Source organism: Pseudomonas sp. P108, assembly GCF_032613195.1.
Classification (GTDB): Bacteria; Pseudomonadota; Gammaproteobacteria; order Pseudomonadales; family Pseudomonadaceae; genus Aquipseudomonas.
This window is the reverse complement of record NZ_CP126691.1, coordinates 5,893,962-5,910,148: the sequence shown is the minus strand read 5'-3', so window position 1 is coordinate 5,910,148 and position 16,187 is coordinate 5,893,962. Positions and strand designations below refer to the sequence as shown.

Sequence of the window (16,187 nt, the reverse complement as noted above, 5' to 3'; positions counted from 1 at the left end):
CGATCAAACTGTGGGAGCGAGCCTGCTCGCGAAGACGTCAGCCCAAACACCCTCAATGCCGGATCAATTTGCCGCGCACATGCTCCATATCAATCTGATCCAGCTCCAGCCAAAACTGCTGCTTGCCGGCAATCTCCGCCGCCGCCGGCAATCCATCGCGATACACTAACCGATTACTCACCAGTGCCGGCACTTTCACCCCCGGCAGCAGCGTCCCGGCCAGGTTCAACGGATCCACCCCGCACACCGCAATCAAACTACCGTCATGCGGTCGCCGCCGAACTTCGCGTAACAACGGAATCGCCTCGGGCAAGGCAAACTGTTCCCCCGCCAAGCCACTGACAAACCGCCCGCCGCGAATCTCGCCGCGCGCCTCCAGCCGATGAAACGTGCGCAGCAATTCGCGCCAACTCGGCAACCAGTCCGCCTCGCGCTCCAGCAAACGCCAGAACACCACGCCATAGCGCCGCAACAATGTCATCGCGACATGTTCAAGGATTTCGCTGTTATCCACAGCCGCCCCGCGCCGCAGCAAGGCCCAGCGCCCGGCATCATCCATCCCACCGATAAACGCCCCGCGCCCGCGACGACTGCTGCGCTGCTGGCGCTTGCTCGCCGGGGTGATCAGCGCGCGCAGGCCGGCGAAGCTGTCGGCGTTCACCAGGCCGGCGCCGACCAGTTCCTGCAAGGCGATTTCCAGCTCGGTGCGCAGCAGGTGCGCTTCATGAATCAGCTCATCGAAAAATAGCGCGCCGTGCTGGCTCAAGGCTTCAAAAACCTTCTGGGTTTTCGGCGAAAGTTCGCTCACCGGCGTCTGTTCGGCCAGCGCACTCCACAGGCCGACCTGACTGCGCGGCAGCAGCACGATCGGCGTACTGCGCAACGCCGTACCGCTGATTTTTTGCCGGGCACTGAGGCGCGTCCACACCAGTTTGCCGTTGCGGCACAGCTCATCCAGCCAACTTGGCGAATAGTCTTTTAATCGCGCCGGGAGGATATCGCTGTCCCACGCCGAAGCCGCCGCCGCGTAGCCTTCGAACTGGCCGACAATCGCCGGCAACACCGCGCTGCCCTGTCCGCGTGTTGAGGGCGACAGATGCTGCCAGTCAAACAGGAACCGCATGAAATCCTGCAGCGCTACCGGTTCGATTTCCCGGCGCAGACGCTTGACCGTGTAGCGATGAATGCGCGCGAGCAGATGCCGTTCGCACCATTCTTCAACGTTGACCTTGGGCGTGAACTGACCGCGCAGCACATAACCTTCGCGCTCCAGTTGCGCGAGGGCTTGATGGACTTCAGTGGTCGGCAGCGCGAGCGGTTCGGCAATCGCGGATAACGGCAGCGGTCCGAAGGCACCGAGGCGCGCGCGGATCACTTCGATCAGCGCTTCATCGAACGTCCAGGCTTCATCGAACCCCGGTAACGCCTCCAGTTCGTCTTGCAATTTGGCCTGTGGATAAAGCGCTTGCAGACAGGTCAGGCGTTCGCGGGCCAGCCACAAGCCATGCTCGGAGTCGATCTGCAAACGGCAGGCGCGCCCGCTGCGGGCCAGGGTTTCCAGCCATGCGCGCCAGCCTTCATTCGCTTGCACTTCCCCCTCGCTGACGCATGCAAGGCTCATCAGCGCTTCATGCATTTCATCCACAGCGTTCGGCGTCGGCCAGGCTTCTTCGCGCACGGCGTTAATAGCGTCCGCGTCCAGCGCACCGAGATCATCGGTCGATTGCGGATCGCTCCAGCGCCGGTTGATCACCGCTTGGGTGCGACGTTCTTCCAGCGGTGCATCGTCGAGAAAGGTGTACGGCCGCGCACTGAGAATTTCTGCCGCGAGCGGCGAAGGCGCCGGCAGATCGCGACTGATCAAACGCACCTCGCCACGCTCCATGCGCCGCAGCAGATTCAGCCAGCCCTCGCTGTCCATCGCTTCATGCAGGCAATCGTCGAGGGTTTGCTCGATCAGTGGATGCTCGGGAATTTCCCGTTCGCCGGCGAGGTTTTCCAGGCAGGCGATCTGGTCGGGAAACACGCTGGCAATCAGGTCTTCGCTTTTCATCCGCTGCAACTGCGGAGCGACTTTGCGCCCACCGGTAAAACGCGGCAGCGCCAATGCCACCCCGGCATTCCAGCGCCAGCGCACGCCGAACAGCGGCGCATCGAGCACCGCTTGAATAAGGATGTGCTCGGCGCTGTTGCTGTGCAGGTAACGCCAGACGTCATCGAGTTCAAAGCTGTGGCTGGTGGACAGCGACAGCACGATCGCGTCTTCGCTGGCGGCAGCCTGCAATTCGAAATTGAAGGTGCGGCAGAATCGCTTGCGCAGGGCCAGGCCCCAGGCGCGGTTGATACGGCTGCCGAACGGCGAGTGGATGATCAATTGCGTGCCGCCGGACTCGTCGAAAAAACGCTCCATCAACAGCGTGTCCTGCGACGGCAGGGCGCCGAGGGTCTGACGGGCGCAGGCGAGGTATTCGACCAGTTGCTCGGCGCTGGCGCGGTTGAGGCCGAGGGTGTGCGTCAGCCAGTCGAGCGCCGGTTGCAGATCGCCGGGGCTGGCGCCGAGCAACGCGTCGAGCTGCGCTTGCAGGCGGGCGACAGCCGATGACAATTCATCGCTGCGCCCCGGCGCTTCGCCGAGCCAGAACGGAATGGTCGGCGGCTGGCCGTGGGCATCCTCGACGCGCACCTTGCCGGTTTCCACGCGCAGAATCCGATAGGACGTATTGCCGAGCTGGAACACGTCGCCAGCAATGCTTTCCACGGCGAAGTCTTCGTTGACGCTGCCGATGTTCAGGCCTTGCGGCTCGAGCATCACGCTGTAATCAGCGTTGTCGGGGATGGTGCCGCCGCTGGTCACGGCAGCGAGTTTTGCGCCACGCCGGCCACGCAAGGTGCGGCTGACGGCGTCGCGGTGCAGGTAGGCGCTGCGAATGCCTTGGCGACCGTTGTAGCCTTCGGCGAGCATGCTCAGCAGGGCCTGATAGTGTCTTTCGTCAAGGTCACGGTAGGGCGAGGCTTGGCGGAACATCGCCAGCAAGGCGTCCTCCGGCCATTCCTGGCAACTGACTTCGGCAATGATCTGCTGCGCCAAAACATCCAGCGGCGCGACCGGGATGTGCAGGGTATCGAGTTCGCCTCGGCGTACGCAGTCGAGCAGGGCGGCACATTCGATCAGGTCGTCACGGGTGGTGGCGAACAAACGGCCTTTCGGTGTGCCACCGACCTGGTGGCCGGAGCGGCCGACCCGTTGCAGAAACCCGGCGATGGAGCGCGGCGACGCGATCTGACAGACCAGATCGACTTCGCCGATATCAATGCCCAGTTCCAGTGAGGCGGTGGCAATCAGCACTTGCAGTTCGCCGCGCTTGAGCCGTTGTTCGGCGTCGAGGCGAAACGCCTTGGCCAGACTGCCGTGGTGCGCCGCCACGGCGTGCTTGCCGAGGCGTTCGCTGAGGTGCCGGCTAAGCCGCTCGGCGAGGCGCCGGGTGTTGACGAAAATCAGCGTGGTGCGGTGCTCGCGGGCGAGTTCGGCGAGGCGGTCGTAGACCAGCTCCCAGACATCGTTGGCCATGACTGCCGACAACGGCACGGGCGGTACTTCGATGCCCAGGTCCCGTGGCCGGGCGTGGCCAATGTCGATGATTTCGCAGGGGCGCTCATGGCCGACGAGAAATTGCGCCACGGCTTCCACCGGTTTCTGTGTGGCGGACAGGCCGATGCGGGTCAGCGGTTCGGCGCAAAGCGCTTGCAGGCGCTCCAGGCTCAGGGCCAGATGACTGCCGCGCTTGCCGGCGGCCATCGCGTGGATTTCGTCGATGATCACTGTGCGCGTGGTGCCGAGCATTTTGCGGCCCGATTCCGAGCCGAGCAGAACGTAAAGCGATTCCGGTGTGGTCACCAGAATGTGCGGTGCCGATTTGCGCATGGCCGCGCGTTCTTTCTGCGGCGTGTCACCGGTGCGCACGGCGGTGGTGATGTGTACTTCCGGCAGGTTCATCTGCCGCAGTTGTTCGGTGATCCCAGCGAGCGGGTTTTGCAGGTTGATGCGGATGTCGTTGGACAGCGCTTTCAATGGCGAGACGTAGACCACCAGGGTTTCGTCGGGCAAACCTTCGGGGTTTTCCAGGCCACGGTGAACCAGATCATCGAGTACGGCGAGAAAGGCTGTGAGGGTTTTGCCCGAGCCGGTGGGCGCAGCGATCAGCGTCGAACGGCGCTGGCGGATCAACGGCCATGCGCGGGCCTGGGCGGCGGTGACCGTCGGGAAAGTCTTGCGGAACCAGGCGCTGACGGCGGGGTGAAAGCCTGCCAGGGCCGCGTCCGTGGGGATGGGCAGATTCATGGCTCAAGTTATGCGGGCGCAGGGGGGAAGATGCAAGTACCGTTCGGGCCTCATCGCGAGCAGGCTCACTCCTACAGGGGAATGCATTTCAATTGTAGGAGTGAGCCTGCTCGCGATGGCGCCCGTCGAAGCGCTACAAATATCCGGGATGTACACTTTACGGATGACGGTTGCGCACTAAACCCGCAAAATGCAACGATTCCGGTAATTATCGACGACGGTTCCACGAGATCCGTCGCTAAAGCCATCGTTCCAATCAGACTGGGCCTGCTGACTCTATGCGAATGCGCCTTATGTTACTGGGCGGCGGAAATGCCCTTGGGCAGGCGCTGATTCGCCTCGGTGCGGAGGAAGACATCGGTTTCCTCGCCCCCCGCCCGCCCGAAGACGGCTGGGATGCCGCGAGCCTGACCCAACTGCTCGACGACACCCGTCCCGACGCGTTGATCAACCTCGCCTACTATTTCGACTGGTTCCAGGCCGAAACCGTCAGCGAAAGCCGCATGGCCGGGCAGGAACGCGCGGTTGAGCGTCTGGCCGAACTGTGCCAGCACCACAACATCGTCCTTGTGCAGCCCTCCAGTTATCGGGTGTTCGATGGTTCGCGCGCCACGGCGTACAGCGAAAAAGACGAACCGGTGCCGCTGGGGCTGCGCGGTCAGGCGTTGTGGCGGATCGAACAAAGCGTTCGCGCCACTTGCCCGCAACATGTCCTGCTGCGTTTCGGCTGGCTGCTCGATGACAGCCTGGACGGCACCCTCGGACGTTTCCTCGCACGTGCCGAACAACCGGAAGAATTGCTCCTGGCCGATGACCGTCGTGGCAACCCGACGCCAGTCGATGATGCCGCGCGAGTGATCATTTCAGTGCTCAAACAACTTGATTGCGCCGCGCCGCTGTGGGGCACTTATCACTACGCCGGCCACGAAGCGACCACACCGCTGGCGCTGGGTCAGGCGATTCTGACTGAGGCGCGCAGCCTGCACGCCCTGGCCATCGAAGCGCCGACCGCCCAGGCCCACGCCGCACGGCCGGACGCTGCCGAGGAGCCGCAACATGCGGTGCTGGCCTGCAAGAAAATTCTGCACACTTTCGGGATCAAACCGCGCGCCTGGCGTGCGGCACTCCCGGGCTTACTGGATAGGTTCTACCGTCATGGCTAAAGGGACTGTATTAATCACTGGCGGAGCCGGTTTCATTGGCTCGCACCTGACCGATGCGTTGCTCGCTGCCGGGCATTCGGTGCGCATCCTCGACGACTTGTCGACTGGCAAACGCAGCAACCTGCCGCTGGACAATCCGAAGGTTGAACTGATTGTTGGCGACGTCGCCGATGCGGCGCTGGTGGCCAAAGCCATGCACGGCTGCAGCGCGGTCGCTCACCTGGCGGCTGTGGCGTCGGTGCAGGCGTCGGTGGATGATCCGGTGAAGACGCATCAAAGCAACTTCATTGGCACGCTGAACGTCTGCGAAGCCATGCGTCTGGCCGGGGTCAAGCGCGTGGTGTATGCCTCCAGTGCGGCGGTGTACGGCAACAACGGCGAGGGCGAGTCGATTGATGAGGACACGCCCAAAGCGCCACTGACGCCTTACGCCTCGGACAAGTTGGCGGGCGAGCATTATTTCGATTTCTATCGTCGCCAACATGCGCTGGAACCGGTGATTTTCCGCTTCTTCAACATTTTTGGCCCGCGTCAGGATCCGTCCTCGCCGTATTCCGGGGTGATCAGCATCTTCAGCGAACGCGCGCAGAAAGGTCTGCCGATTACCGTGTTCGGCGATGGTGAACAGACGCGCGATTTCCTGTATGTCGAAGATCTGGTCGATTTGCTGGTGCAGGCGATCGAAAAGCCTGAGGTGGAGGTCGGTGCAGTGAACGTCGGCTGGAATCAGGCAATGAGCCTCAAGCAGATGCTTGAAGCACTGCAAGCGGTAGTCGGTGAGCTGCCGCCCGTCAGCTACGGCCCGGCGCGTTCCGGCGACATCCGGCATTCGCGGGCGAACAACGCTCGTTTGCTGGAGCGCTTCAAGCTGCCGCAGCAGACGGCGATGAGCGTGGGTTTGGCGCGGTTGCTCGGTCGCTCCTGAAAATCCCCTCACCCTAGCCCTCTCCCAGAGGGAGAGGGGACTGACCGAGGTGTTCTTTCGAGTTACACCGACGTGAAATACCGAGTCGAACTCAGGTTTTGAAAGTCACCCAAATCGCCTCCCTCTCCCGGGGGATAGGGGACTGACTGAGGTGTTTGGACGAGATACATCGACCTGAAATATCGAGTCGAACTCGGATTTTAAAGGCACCCAAATCGGCTCCCTTTCCCCCTCTCCCTGAGGGAGAGGGCTGGGGTGAGGGGGGGATCCAGCTCACGCCACAGGTTTTCAGCGGACATGAAAAAGGCGCCCTTTGACAGGCGCCTTTTTCACGGCCGGAATATGTCGCTATCCCTGTGGCAAGGGGATGTTATCCCCCGATCAACTGCGTACGGTCGCCGTCAGGTCTATGCCTGCTCGCCACCAAGCCTCATTCACCACCACGTGAACGTTCGATAACTCGACTTAGAACTTATAGCCCAAGCCAACCATGTAGATGAACGGATCCACATCGACGTTGACCCGTGCGCGAGTGCCCGGTGCAACCGCGTTGTTCTCGACGGTGGCGCGGGTGTCGATGTCGATGTAACGCACTTGGGCGTTGAGCATGATGTTGTCGGTCAGCATGTAGTCAGCACCGACCTGCCAGGCCAGACCCCAGGAGTTTTTCGCCTTGAAGTTGCTGAAACCGTTGGCGCTGGCTTCGCTGCCAACGTGCTCGTCGTAGATCCAGGTGTAGTTGATGCCACCGCCGACGTAGGGCTGGAACGGCGACTTCGAGTCCAGCGGGTAGTACACAACGCTGAGGGTTGGCGGCAGGTGTTTCAGGGTGCCGAGCTTGCCATTGGCCGCTGGCAGGGCAGTGCCCTTGAGCTTGACGTCATGCTCGAACGGCGTGGCCGCGAGCAGTTCGAGGCCGACGTGATCGGTGAGCATGTAGGCGAAGTTGAGACCCAGTTGAGTGTCGCTGCTCATGGTCGCCTTGCCGCCCAGATTGGTGCCGCTCAACGGACCCTGATCGACTTTGACGCTGGAGCTGTCGGCCTTCGGGTTGACGGTGATCGCACCGGCGCGGATGAGGATGTCACCAGCTTCGTGGGCGTGGGCGAGCGGGGCTGCGAACGCAAGGGCAAACAGCGAGGCGCTGAGCAAGGACTTGTTCATGGGGGCTCCGAAAGGACGTTAGAAATGTCTGATGTCCTATGGTACGAAGCCAACTGATACGGTCTTTTGACTCAGCTCAATGAAACAGTGAAGGAGCAGATTTCTGTGGAACCTTGAGAGCCTCTTCGCGAGCAGGCTCGCTCCCACCCTGGAATGTGATCTCCTGTGGGAGCGAGCCTGCTCGCGAAGACGATAGATCAATCAACACAAAACCGCCGGATTCACTCCGGCAGCTCATACACATAAATCTTGTCGGCATCCATCTGATACCCGGCATCCGCCAGCTCACTGCTCGACGCCTTGACCTGCAACGGCCCTTCGACCCAGTACGGCTGATACAGCTCATCAAGCTTCACGCCCAACTCGCTTTTGACATGCACGATCTGGTTCGACGGCGGTGGCGGCACATGGATGCACGCGCCGAAATACGGCACCAGCAAAAAGTCTGTGGTGCGCCCTTCTTCGTTGACTTCCAGCGGCACGATGTAGCCCGGCAAACGAATGTTCTGCCCGTCGAGCGACTTCACCACCGGCGCGTTTGGCATGTCCTGCTTCGCTGCTGGCGCGGACTCGGCAGACAACGCATCGCCCATCTTCGACAGGTCATGCAACGGCGTCATGTTCGGTACTTCCGGCGCGGCGTCCGGCGGAATCATTTCCGACCACGTCAGGTCTTTCGGCGCCGCTGCCCACACGGGCAGGGCGATCAGCAATAGCAGCGCGAGTGCAGCGCGGGGCATGGTGAACATCCTCATAAACGGATCGACAGGCCATCGGCCAGGGATTGGCGATAAGCGCGCCAGGCCGGCACGCTGCCCATCAGCAGCGCGGCCGCCAGAATGCCACCGAGCAGCGTCCATTCATACTCGCTCGGCCATGCCAGCGGCAGATACAAACCGTAATTGGCCTGTACGTAACCCTGCGCAGCGGCGATGCCGATGTACAACAACGCAACGCCGGCGATCACCCCGGTCAGCGCCAGAGCAAACGCTTCCAGCACCAACAGACTCGCGATGTGCCACGGCCGCGCGCCGACCGAACGTAGAATCGCCATCTCGCGGCGCCGCTCGTTAAGGCTGGTGAGAATCGCCGTGAGCATGCCGATCAACCCGGTCAGCACCACAAACAGCGAGACCACAAACAGCGCTTTTTCGGCGGTGCTCATCAGGCTCCACAATTCTTGCAACGCTACGCCCGGCAGGATCGCCAGCATCGGTTCGCCACGGAATTCATTGATCTCGCGTTGCAGCGCAAACGTGGAAATCTTGCTGTTTAGACCGAGCATGAATGCAGTGATCGCTTGCGGCGTCAGGTCCATGTTGCGCGCCTGATCGGCGCTGATCCGGCCGTTGCCCCGTGCCGGCACACCGTTGTGCCAGTCGATGTGAATCGCTTCCATGCCGCCGAGGCTGATGTGCAGCGTGCGATCGACCGGGGTGCCGGTGCGCTTGAGAATACCGACCACGGTGAACGGTTTGTCGTCGTGCTTGACCAGACTGATCGCCGCCACACCGTGGGCCAGCACCAGTTTGTCACCGAGTTTGTAATGCAGCGTATCCGCGACCTCGGCACCCAGCACAACTTCGAACGGATCCGTTGCAAACGCGCGGCCGTCGGCCAGTGCCAGGTGTTGCTGGCGACCGTACTGGTAATGCTCGAAATAGGCTTCGGTGGTGCCCATCACGCGATAGCCGCGATGGGAGTCGCCGAGGGACATCGGGATTGCCCACTTCACTTTCGGGTTGCTGGCGAAGTGTTCGAAGCTGTCCCAGCGGATGTTGTTGGTGGCGTTGCCAATACGAAACACCGAGTACAGCAGCAGGTTCACCGAGCCGGAGCGCGCGCCGACGATCAGGTCGGTGCCGCTGATGGTGCTGGCGAAACTGGCTTTGGCTTCGGTGCGCACCCGCTCGACGGCGAGCAGCAGGCACACCGACAGGGCGATGGCGAATGCAGTGAGCAGGGCGGTAAAACGGCGGTTGGCCAGGCTGGCCATGGCCAGACGAAACAGATACATCTCAGACCTCGGCAGACGTGGCGGCGCGATTGAGTTCGGCCAGGGACAGATGACGGTCGAACAGCGGCGCCAGGCTCTGGTCGTGGCTGACAAACAGCAGACTGGAGCCGGCCTCGCGGCATTCGGCGAACAGCAGGCGAATGAAGTTTTCCCGGGCGTCGTAATCCAGTGCCGAGGTTGGTTCGTCGGCGATCACCAGCTCAGGCTGGCCGATCAATGCGCGTGCGGCGGCAACCCGTTGCTGTTGGCCGATCGACAGCGAGTCGGCGCGACGGCTTAGGATGCTTTCATCCTTCAAACCCAAGTGGGCGAGCAAGGTCGCTGCCGCTTGATCGACACTGCCGTGGCGCTGTTTCGCCCTTTGTGCGCGCATTTTTGAGAAGTGACACGGCAGCTCAACGTTCTCGCGGACCGAAAGAAACGGCAGCAAGTTGAACTGCTGGAAAATGTAGCCGGTGTGATCGACGCGGAAGGTGTCGCGAGCGCCGGCGGAGAGTTCGGTCAGCTCCTGGCCGAGCAGGCGAATGCTGCCGCGACCGGGTTTCTGCACGCCGCCGAGCAGACCGAGCAGGGTGGTCTTGCCGCTGCCGCTGGGGCCTTTGAGGAACAGGGTTTCGCCGGCTTCCAGACGAAACGCCGGGATGTCCAGCAACGGCGGATGACCGGGCCAGTTGAAGCCCAGGTCGGACAGTTCGATGAGTGCTTGGGTCATGGCACCAGTTTCATGGTTGGACACTGAACCCTTGTGGGAGCGAGCCTGCTCGCGAATGCAATCTGACAGTCGACATCGATATCGACTGATGCACCGCTTTCGCGAGCAGGCTCGCTCCCACAGGGGATTTACGGAGTGATCAGAATTTCAGCGCGGCAGCCTTGGCCGTCACTTCGGTACCTTGCTGGCCGCTGGCGCTGATCAGTTGTACCTGAATTTTCTGCGTCGCCGGGAAGGTCTTGAAGACGTTCGCCAGATCCAGGGTCTTCAGCGCGCCCGGTGTGGCGCAGTTGAACTGATAGTGCGCATGGATTTCGCTGTGGTCGTGGTGATGCTCGTGACCGTCCTTGTCCGCTTCATCGTCGTCATGGTCGTCAGCATCCGGCTTGTCACCGAACAGCGGGCTCTCCAGTTCCTGACTGACCACTTTGCACCCGGCATCAGACGGCAGGCTGAACAGGGTCAGCGGTTTTTCCAATTGTGCGCGGGCGGCAGCGACTTTGGCCTTGTCGGCATCGCTGGTGGCGACGTGTTCGAAACCGACGAGGTTCATCGCCGGGCTTTCCAGCTCCAACTCCAGGGTCTGACCATCCAGCGCCGCGTTCAGTCGACCAACGCCATGCTCATGCGCGCCGAGGCTGCCGTGTTCATGGTCGTGATCGTGGTCATGCTCATCAGCCGCGTGGGCGATGGCCAGCGGCAACAGGGCAAACGGCAAAGCGAGCAGCAGACGACGCATGGCGGTCTCCGGGAAGTAAAGTGAAGAGTTTGTTATGTAATCTTATAACGAAAGTGCGCAGAGTTTGCCCGTGCGCTCCGCTTTGCGCAAGACATGACTGAGCACCGCCCGAGGCAGATTCCGGGGCGGTTCTTAGATTGGAGGTCACACTTTTAGAGTCAGAAGCCTGCGCCGGGATAGTCGAACCAGTAATGGCCCGATAGCACATAATTGATCAGATTTGCCTCAAGTACGCTCGGGGCATCGCGAGTGAAGCGCTGGCGCCATGCTGGCAGCCACCAGTAATTGATGGCTGTTCCGCGTGGACGTATCACCACTTTCATGACCTCCTGATCTATTTTGCCCTCTGCATAGAGTTGATGGGTACGATCCATGAAGCCCATGTACTGACTGATCGGCAACTGGAACATCAATACGGTGGTGTAGATCTTTTCGCTCTGACTGAAAGTCGGGCTTTGCAGGATATGTAATGCTTCGCAGGCGTACGGCTGTGGCTGGCTGGCAATACTCTGGCCTTCGGGAGTGGAGAGAACATCGAAACGATCATCCATATCCCGCCAGTCTGTACGAAGGTTGCTCTCGAAGTAGTTGCGAATGAATACGCTAAGTGGTCCCGGTGCCGCGGAATCGTTTGTACAGGAAGAAAGATCGACAGGCGACCAGAAGCGCCACCCCATGATCAGCAGAAGGGGGATTGCAGGAAGTATCCAGAAAAGTCGTTTCATCTTGGCGTGCTGTGTTTGTACCGTCGAAAAATAGTGAAGTCATGGTCACCGCGTATTGCATTGCCTGCGGCGTTTCGAAAGCCTACGTCGTTGACTTCGACTTTCTCTCGGCCAGCGGAAATACAGACCCCATGGGTTAGCACGAAACCGACATGACCGCTGGCGTTAGAATAATTGACAGCATACGCACCGATATCGCCGGGTAAAGGTGAACGCTCCACTTTCCAGGTGGCGAGAAGGCGTTCATCGTCAGCCCATTCACCTGCCACAGGTGGACTGACCTTCATCATTCCTGGCAGAAATTTTGACTTGCCGTGTTCAATCCACGCGACATTGATGCCGATCGAGGTCAGTACGTCATAGACGAAGAGGTTGCATTTGTTGGTTTCGGCTGCAAATGTCACCGTTTTATTGATAGTCGGGTGTGGCAACGATTCTTTGCTCTTGCCATATGCCCATGTGGTGGAGCCACGATACGACAGCGCCGCCATCAATATTCGGCGCGGCATGTCCTGGATGACTACCTTGACGGTACGGGTCTCGTTCCTGCGTTTGACCCCGTACTCCACTTCGTAAAAAGTGTCATTTGAAACGGCACCGCTGGTGGACAAGGGCACTTTGACCCATGGCGAGACGGCGACGATCGACAAGGATTTTCCTTCGGTCAATGTGGCTGTGTGCATTGCCTTTGTCGCTCCCGATGCACCGACGATCTGGACAATAACTTCGTGGCTGTGGCGGTTTTTTATCGACGGCAATTTCTTTGTGCCCAAGGTTATTGCGGTTTGCTCCTTATCAGAGATGAGTGAGTAGATTCGGGGTTTGTCATCGTTCTGAATAATGTTGTCATCAATGACCAGCGCATCCACCAGCAACTGAAACTTGACTCCTTTGGGTGGCTGCATCAGAAAGTCTTTAAAGATCAGTTTGATTTCCGATTTCATGAAATATCCTGATCAAGGGTTTCTTCGTAGGCGTAAAACGTCCATTCCGAGTCTTCACCGACCAACAGAGTGTCGTAATCCGCATGGTTTTCAACCGGGTGTTCGCAGCCTTCACCCGTGGCGTTGCAGGTGCTGTCCTGCAAGACGGCAACCTTTTTTCTGTCCTTGAGTTTGTACGCCAGTCCGGGTTTTTCGCTGTCGTCCAAACGTTCAATGATCACTTGCAGATAACGGTACGAAGTCATCGCGACAACTGGTGAGCCCATGTCGATGGGGACAGGACGGCCTGTTCCGGCAAAACCACTGTGTTGTTGGGGAAGCAGCTTGTTGGACATGGGCGGGCAGCCGCAGGCGACATAGTCATCTACCAACGCTGCAGGGCCTGCAGGCAATATCAGTGTTCTTTCACCCACTGCCACGATCGGTCCCTTGCCGGGACCGCAAACCGGACAACTGGCGATTTGCCCGATGGAAGCGATGATTTTTCCTTCAATCTTGAGGTTTTCGTTTCCCTCAAGTATCACGCCGCCCGTCGAAGTCGGGCCTCCTTTTGACGCCAGCTTTCGTCCTGAAGACATGGGCATCCTTCCCATGGAAAAAACAAAAATGTAGTTGATAACTCTCGAACTGCCAGCTGCCTACACTTGGTGTTACACATGTACCGTGGGAGCATGCAGGTCAGAAATGTACGGAGGCGAACTCAATGTTGCGGATACGCGGAACCGTCGGCGACGTGCCGGTGGATTTGACGGTGGAACTGGATGACAACGACTGGGCGAAGCTGGGCTCAGCCCTTGGCGCACAGCCGCAGATAGCCCAAGCGGCGGCCGTGGCGGTGCCAGCGGCGAAACCGCAAAATCAGGACGATGCGTTGTGGCAGGTCGCCAGGGATTTACTGCGCAAGGCTGGCCAGCTCAGCGGGCCGGATCTGCTTGAGCAACTGGAAGGCCTGACCGGCAGCGCGGTGTCAGGCAAGCGCCTGCTGGTACGACTGCGCCACAGTTCGGACGTGAAAGTGGTGAGCGGCGGGGATACGCCGCTCTACAGCTGGATCGAGTGAACCGCAAAAGATCGCAGCCAGCGGCAGCTCCTATAGATGCAGCGTTCATCCGCAAAATGCGCGGTGAACACAATCCCGTGTAGGAGCTGCCGAAGGCTGCGATCTTTTGATCTTAATAAAGCGCAGCAAACATCTTGCGGCGGTACACCGTCACCAGCGGATGATCGTTGCCCAGCAGCTCGAACACCTGCAGCAAGGTCTTGTGCGGCAGACCTTCGCCATAACTGCGGTTGCGGATGAACAGCTTGAGCAGCGCCTCCAGCGCCGCCTCGTATTGCTGGCGCGCCAGTTGCTGAATCGCCAGTTGATACACCGCTTCATCGTCCTGCGGATCTTTCGCCAAACGCGCTTTCAGGTCGGCGGCATCCGGCAGGTCACGCGCCAGGCCGAGGAACTTGATCTGCGCCTTGGCTCCGGCCAGTGCGGCTTTGTGTTCGTCGCTCTTGACTGCATCCAGCACGGTTTGCGCTTCGTCCAGTTCGCCGCGTTCAGTCAGGCAGCGCGCGTAGAGGATCAACGCCTTGGCGTTGGTATTGTCTTCATTGAGCATGACCACCAGCGCCGCTTCGGCATCGGCGTATCGACCGTCATCGAACAGTGCCTGAGCCTGCTCGAACGGATCGGCTGCGGCCGGCGGTGGCATTTTCACGTGCGGCTCAAGCAGGGCGCGGACGGCGGACTCTGGTTGTGCACCGGCAAAACCGTCGACCGGTTGACCGTCCTTGAACAGCACTACGGTCGGCAGGCTGCGAATGCCGAAGCGGGCGACGATGTCCTGCTCGATGTCGCAGTTGACCTTGGCCAGCAGCAACTCGCCCTGATAGCTCTCGGCAATCCCTTGCAGCATCGGCATCAGCGCCTTGCACGGCGCACACCATTCGGCCCAGAAATCCACCAGCACCGGTTTGTTGAAAGAGGCCTCGATCACCGACTGGTCGAAATCGGCCGTCGTGGCGTCGAAGATGTACGGCGTTTGCTGACTCATGGGGGATCTCGTAGAAGCGTGGATGGGGCAACTATACGGCTTGGCGGGGTGTGGCCGGAAGCGGTCAGCTTTTGAGAGGTGTGTTGCATGGGCGGACGCCTTCGCGAGCAGGCTCGCTCCCACAGGGGATTTGTGAACGACATAGATCCAATGTGGGAGCGAGCCTGCTCGCGAAGCTTTTAGCTAGCGCCGCGCATGGTACAGGCTGACATGTCTGAACTCTTCCGGCTCCGCCAGATCCGGCAACGTCATCGCCTCAAGCATTTCAATCCGCTCATACAACGGATGACGAAAATCCCGAACCCGCGAATCCGCCACCAGCGCTTCACGGCCACGACTCAAGAATGCATCGAGCAACGGCAGATTCGCCCGGTCATACAACACATCCGCCACCAGGATCAGATCAAACCGATCGGCTTCGGCAAAGAAGTCCGTCGAGTAACTCATCTCTACGCCATTCAGCGTGGCATTCGCCCGGCACGCGGAAATCGCCAGCGGATCGAGATCGCACGCCACGACTTCCTGCGCTCCGGCCTTCACTGCCGCGATCCCGGCAATCCCGGAACCGGCACCGAAATCCAGCACGCGCTTGCCACGCACCCACTCCGGGAACTCGGCCAGATACCGCGCCACCGCCAGACCACTGGCCCAGCAGAAACCCCAATACGGTGGCTCATGCAGAATTCGCTGAATTTCTTCCTGGCTGAACTCGCGATCCATGTTGTCGCCATCGATCAGCCATAGCTGTAAATCAGTGTCCGGCAACGCACAGACCTTGAGTCTGGCGTCGCCGAGCAATTCACCTAACGCCTGTTGCAGGTCGAGCGGTGCATTCATGGTGCTTTGACAAATTGCAGTTGGCCCAACGCCTGAGTGGTCGGCTGGCCGATAGTTTGCGACGGCAGATGCAGGATCAACTGACCGGACTGGCTGGCGCGACCGCGCAGCTCGACCCGCGCGCCGGCCGGGAAGGCGTCCGGGTTGAAGCGCAGGCGGAACGGCAGAACCTGGTTGTTGCCGATCAGGCTGGAACTGGCGAGCAATTGTTGCGGGCGATCCTTTTCATCGATCACCAGCAACGCCAGTTCGACTTCGGCACCGGCCGGCACGCCTTGCAGGGTGCCGCTCAGTTCGCGTTGATAGGCCGGCAGCGGGCCGAGGTCAGCGGCTTCCTTGGCTTTTTTCTGCGCCTGTTGCGGCGCAGGGCCCGGCGTTGGCGGCTGGGGCTTGGGTGCATCGCTGCCACAGGCCACCAGCAGGCTGAAAAGACTGAGCAAAACGAGCGGACGTAACGGCATTGGATGCTCCAGCAAAATGAAATCCATGGATCAAACGATCATGCCGTTCTGTATACCGCAAAGCCTATGGCTTGTCTTGCCACCGGGATGCGCTACCATGGCCCTCCCTTTTTTTG

General features: G+C 60.3%; 15 protein-coding genes. 3 read left to right on the top strand and 12 right to left on the bottom strand.

What is annotated here, in order from left to right:
- Window positions 1-52: 52 nt before the first annotated feature.
- Window positions 53-4,339: a DEAD/DEAH box helicase gene (locus QOM10_RS26080; protein WP_316917180.1), complete on the bottom strand. Its 4,287-nt coding sequence runs from the start codon at window positions 4,337-4,339 to the stop codon at window positions 53-55.
- Between the two features lie 278 nt (window positions 4,340-4,617).
- Between QOM10_RS26080 and QOM10_RS26075 the strand changes: the two genes are divergently transcribed.
- A complete protein-coding gene (locus QOM10_RS26075) occupies window positions 4,618-5,502 on the top strand; it encodes a sugar nucleotide-binding protein (protein ID WP_316917179.1) in 885 nt (294 codons plus the stop codon).
- Entirely contained in the window at window positions 5,495-6,427 is a 933-nt protein-coding gene (locus QOM10_RS26070; RefSeq protein ID WP_127929952.1) for an NAD-dependent epimerase/dehydratase family protein, read from the top strand. Before QOM10_RS26075 ends, QOM10_RS26070 begins: the two co-directional genes overlap by 8 nt.
- Before the next feature lie 465 nt (window positions 6,428-6,892).
- On the opposite strand, the gene QOM10_RS26065 is transcribed toward QOM10_RS26070, so the two are convergent.
- From QOM10_RS26065 to QOM10_RS26030, 8 genes are all read right to left on the bottom strand, one after another.
- Window positions 6,893-7,591, bottom strand: a complete 699-nt coding sequence (locus QOM10_RS26065) for an OmpW/AlkL family protein (protein WP_316917178.1) — start codon at window positions 7,589-7,591, stop codon at window positions 6,893-6,895.
- Window positions 7,592-7,812: 221 nt separating this feature from the next.
- Window positions 7,813-8,331, bottom strand: coding sequence for a DUF3299 domain-containing protein (locus QOM10_RS26060; RefSeq protein ID WP_150774594.1), 519 nt, complete (start codon window positions 8,329-8,331; stop codon window positions 7,813-7,815).
- 11 nt (window positions 8,332-8,342) lie between these two features.
- Window positions 8,343-9,608 carry an ABC transporter permease gene (locus QOM10_RS26055; protein ID WP_150774595.1) on the bottom strand — a complete coding sequence of 422 codons (1,266 nt, stop codon included), beginning with the start codon at window positions 9,606-9,608 and terminating at the stop codon, window positions 8,343-8,345.
- A 1-nt stretch (window position 9,609) separates the two neighbouring features.
- Window positions 9,610-10,320: an ABC transporter ATP-binding protein gene (locus tag QOM10_RS26050; RefSeq protein ID WP_122599851.1), complete on the bottom strand. Its 711-nt coding sequence runs from the start codon at window positions 10,318-10,320 to the stop codon at window positions 9,610-9,612.
- Between the two features lie 139 nt (window positions 10,321-10,459).
- Window positions 10,460-11,059, bottom strand: a complete 600-nt coding sequence (locus QOM10_RS26045) for a DUF2796 domain-containing protein (protein WP_127929949.1) — start codon at window positions 11,057-11,059, stop codon at window positions 10,460-10,462.
- A gap of 158 nt (window positions 11,060-11,217) precedes the next feature.
- Window positions 11,218-11,784: a hypothetical protein gene (locus QOM10_RS26040; protein WP_150774596.1), complete on the bottom strand. Its 567-nt coding sequence runs from the start codon at window positions 11,782-11,784 to the stop codon at window positions 11,218-11,220.
- The gene (locus tag QOM10_RS26035) at window positions 11,781-12,728 is read right to left on the bottom strand and encodes a CHAP domain-containing protein (RefSeq protein ID WP_102899849.1); all 948 of its coding nucleotides are present in this window, start codon (window positions 12,726-12,728) and stop codon (window positions 11,781-11,783) included. Before QOM10_RS26035 ends, QOM10_RS26040 begins: the two co-directional genes overlap by 4 nt.
- Entirely contained in the window at window positions 12,725-13,306 is a 582-nt protein-coding gene (locus QOM10_RS26030) for a PAAR domain-containing protein (RefSeq protein WP_238704362.1), read from the bottom strand. The genes QOM10_RS26035 and QOM10_RS26030 overlap by 4 nt, the downstream gene beginning before the upstream one ends.
- 125 nt (window positions 13,307-13,431) lie before the next feature.
- On the opposite strand from QOM10_RS26030, the gene QOM10_RS26025 reads away from it, so the two are divergent.
- Window positions 13,432-13,788 carry a hypothetical protein gene (locus tag QOM10_RS26025; protein ID WP_102899850.1) on the top strand — a complete coding sequence of 119 codons (357 nt, stop codon included), beginning with the start codon at window positions 13,432-13,434 and terminating at the stop codon, window positions 13,786-13,788.
- Window positions 13,789-13,900: 112 nt separating this feature from the next.
- Here the strand turns inward: QOM10_RS26025 and trxA are convergent, their stop codons facing one another.
- The 3 genes from trxA to QOM10_RS26010 form a co-directional block, all read right to left on the bottom strand.
- Entirely contained in the window at window positions 13,901-14,773 is an 873-nt protein-coding gene (gene trxA / locus QOM10_RS26020; RefSeq protein WP_127929947.1) for a thioredoxin, read from the bottom strand.
- A gap of 183 nt (window positions 14,774-14,956) precedes the next feature.
- Window positions 14,957-15,610, bottom strand: a complete 654-nt coding sequence (locus QOM10_RS26015; protein WP_127929946.1) for a class I SAM-dependent methyltransferase — start codon at window positions 15,608-15,610, stop codon at window positions 14,957-14,959.
- Complete coding sequence (locus QOM10_RS26010) at window positions 15,607-16,071, bottom strand: YbaY family lipoprotein (protein WP_127929945.1); 465 nt, start codon at window positions 16,069-16,071, stop codon at window positions 15,607-15,609. The genes QOM10_RS26015 and QOM10_RS26010 overlap by 4 nt, the downstream gene beginning before the upstream one ends.
- Window positions 16,072-16,187 lie beyond the last annotated feature (116 nt).

Coding starts and splice junctions, on each gene's coding strand:
- QOM10_RS26080 (WP_316917180.1), bottom strand. CDS start 4,339: ATGAATCTGCCCATCCCCACGGACGCGGCCCTGGCAGGCTTTCACCCC.
- QOM10_RS26075 (WP_316917179.1), top strand. CDS start 4,618: ATGCGAATGCGCCTTATGTTACTGGGCGGCGGAAATGCCCTTGGGCAG.
- QOM10_RS26070 (WP_127929952.1), top strand. CDS start 5,495: ATGGCTAAAGGGACTGTATTAATCACTGGCGGAGCCGGTTTCATTGGC.
- QOM10_RS26065 (WP_316917178.1), bottom strand. CDS start 7,591: ATGAACAAGTCCTTGCTCAGCGCCTCGCTGTTTGCCCTTGCGTTCGCA.
- QOM10_RS26060 (WP_150774594.1), bottom strand. CDS start 8,331: ATGCCCCGCGCTGCACTCGCGCTGCTATTGCTGATCGCCCTGCCCGTG.
- QOM10_RS26055 (WP_150774595.1), bottom strand. CDS start 9,608: ATGTATCTGTTTCGTCTGGCCATGGCCAGCCTGGCCAACCGCCGTTTT.
- QOM10_RS26050 (WP_122599851.1), bottom strand. CDS start 10,320: ATGACCCAAGCACTCATCGAACTGTCCGACCTGGGCTTCAACTGGCCC.
- QOM10_RS26045 (WP_127929949.1), bottom strand. CDS start 11,059: ATGCGTCGTCTGCTGCTCGCTTTGCCGTTTGCCCTGTTGCCGCTGGCC.
- QOM10_RS26040 (WP_150774596.1), bottom strand. CDS start 11,784: ATGAAACGACTTTTCTGGATACTTCCTGCAATCCCCCTTCTGCTGATC.
- QOM10_RS26035 (WP_102899849.1), bottom strand. CDS start 12,728: ATGAAATCGGAAATCAAACTGATCTTTAAAGACTTTCTGATGCAGCCA.
- QOM10_RS26030 (WP_238704362.1), bottom strand. CDS start 13,306: ATGTCTTCAGGACGAAAGCTGGCGTCAAAAGGAGGCCCGACTTCGACG.
- QOM10_RS26025 (WP_102899850.1), top strand. CDS start 13,432: ATGTTGCGGATACGCGGAACCGTCGGCGACGTGCCGGTGGATTTGACG.
- trxA (WP_127929947.1), bottom strand. CDS start 14,773: ATGAGTCAGCAAACGCCGTACATCTTCGACGCCACGACGGCCGATTTC.
- QOM10_RS26015 (WP_127929946.1), bottom strand. CDS start 15,610: ATGAATGCACCGCTCGACCTGCAACAGGCGTTAGGTGAATTGCTCGGC.
- QOM10_RS26010 (WP_127929945.1), bottom strand. CDS start 16,071: ATGCCGTTACGTCCGCTCGTTTTGCTCAGTCTTTTCAGCCTGCTGGTG.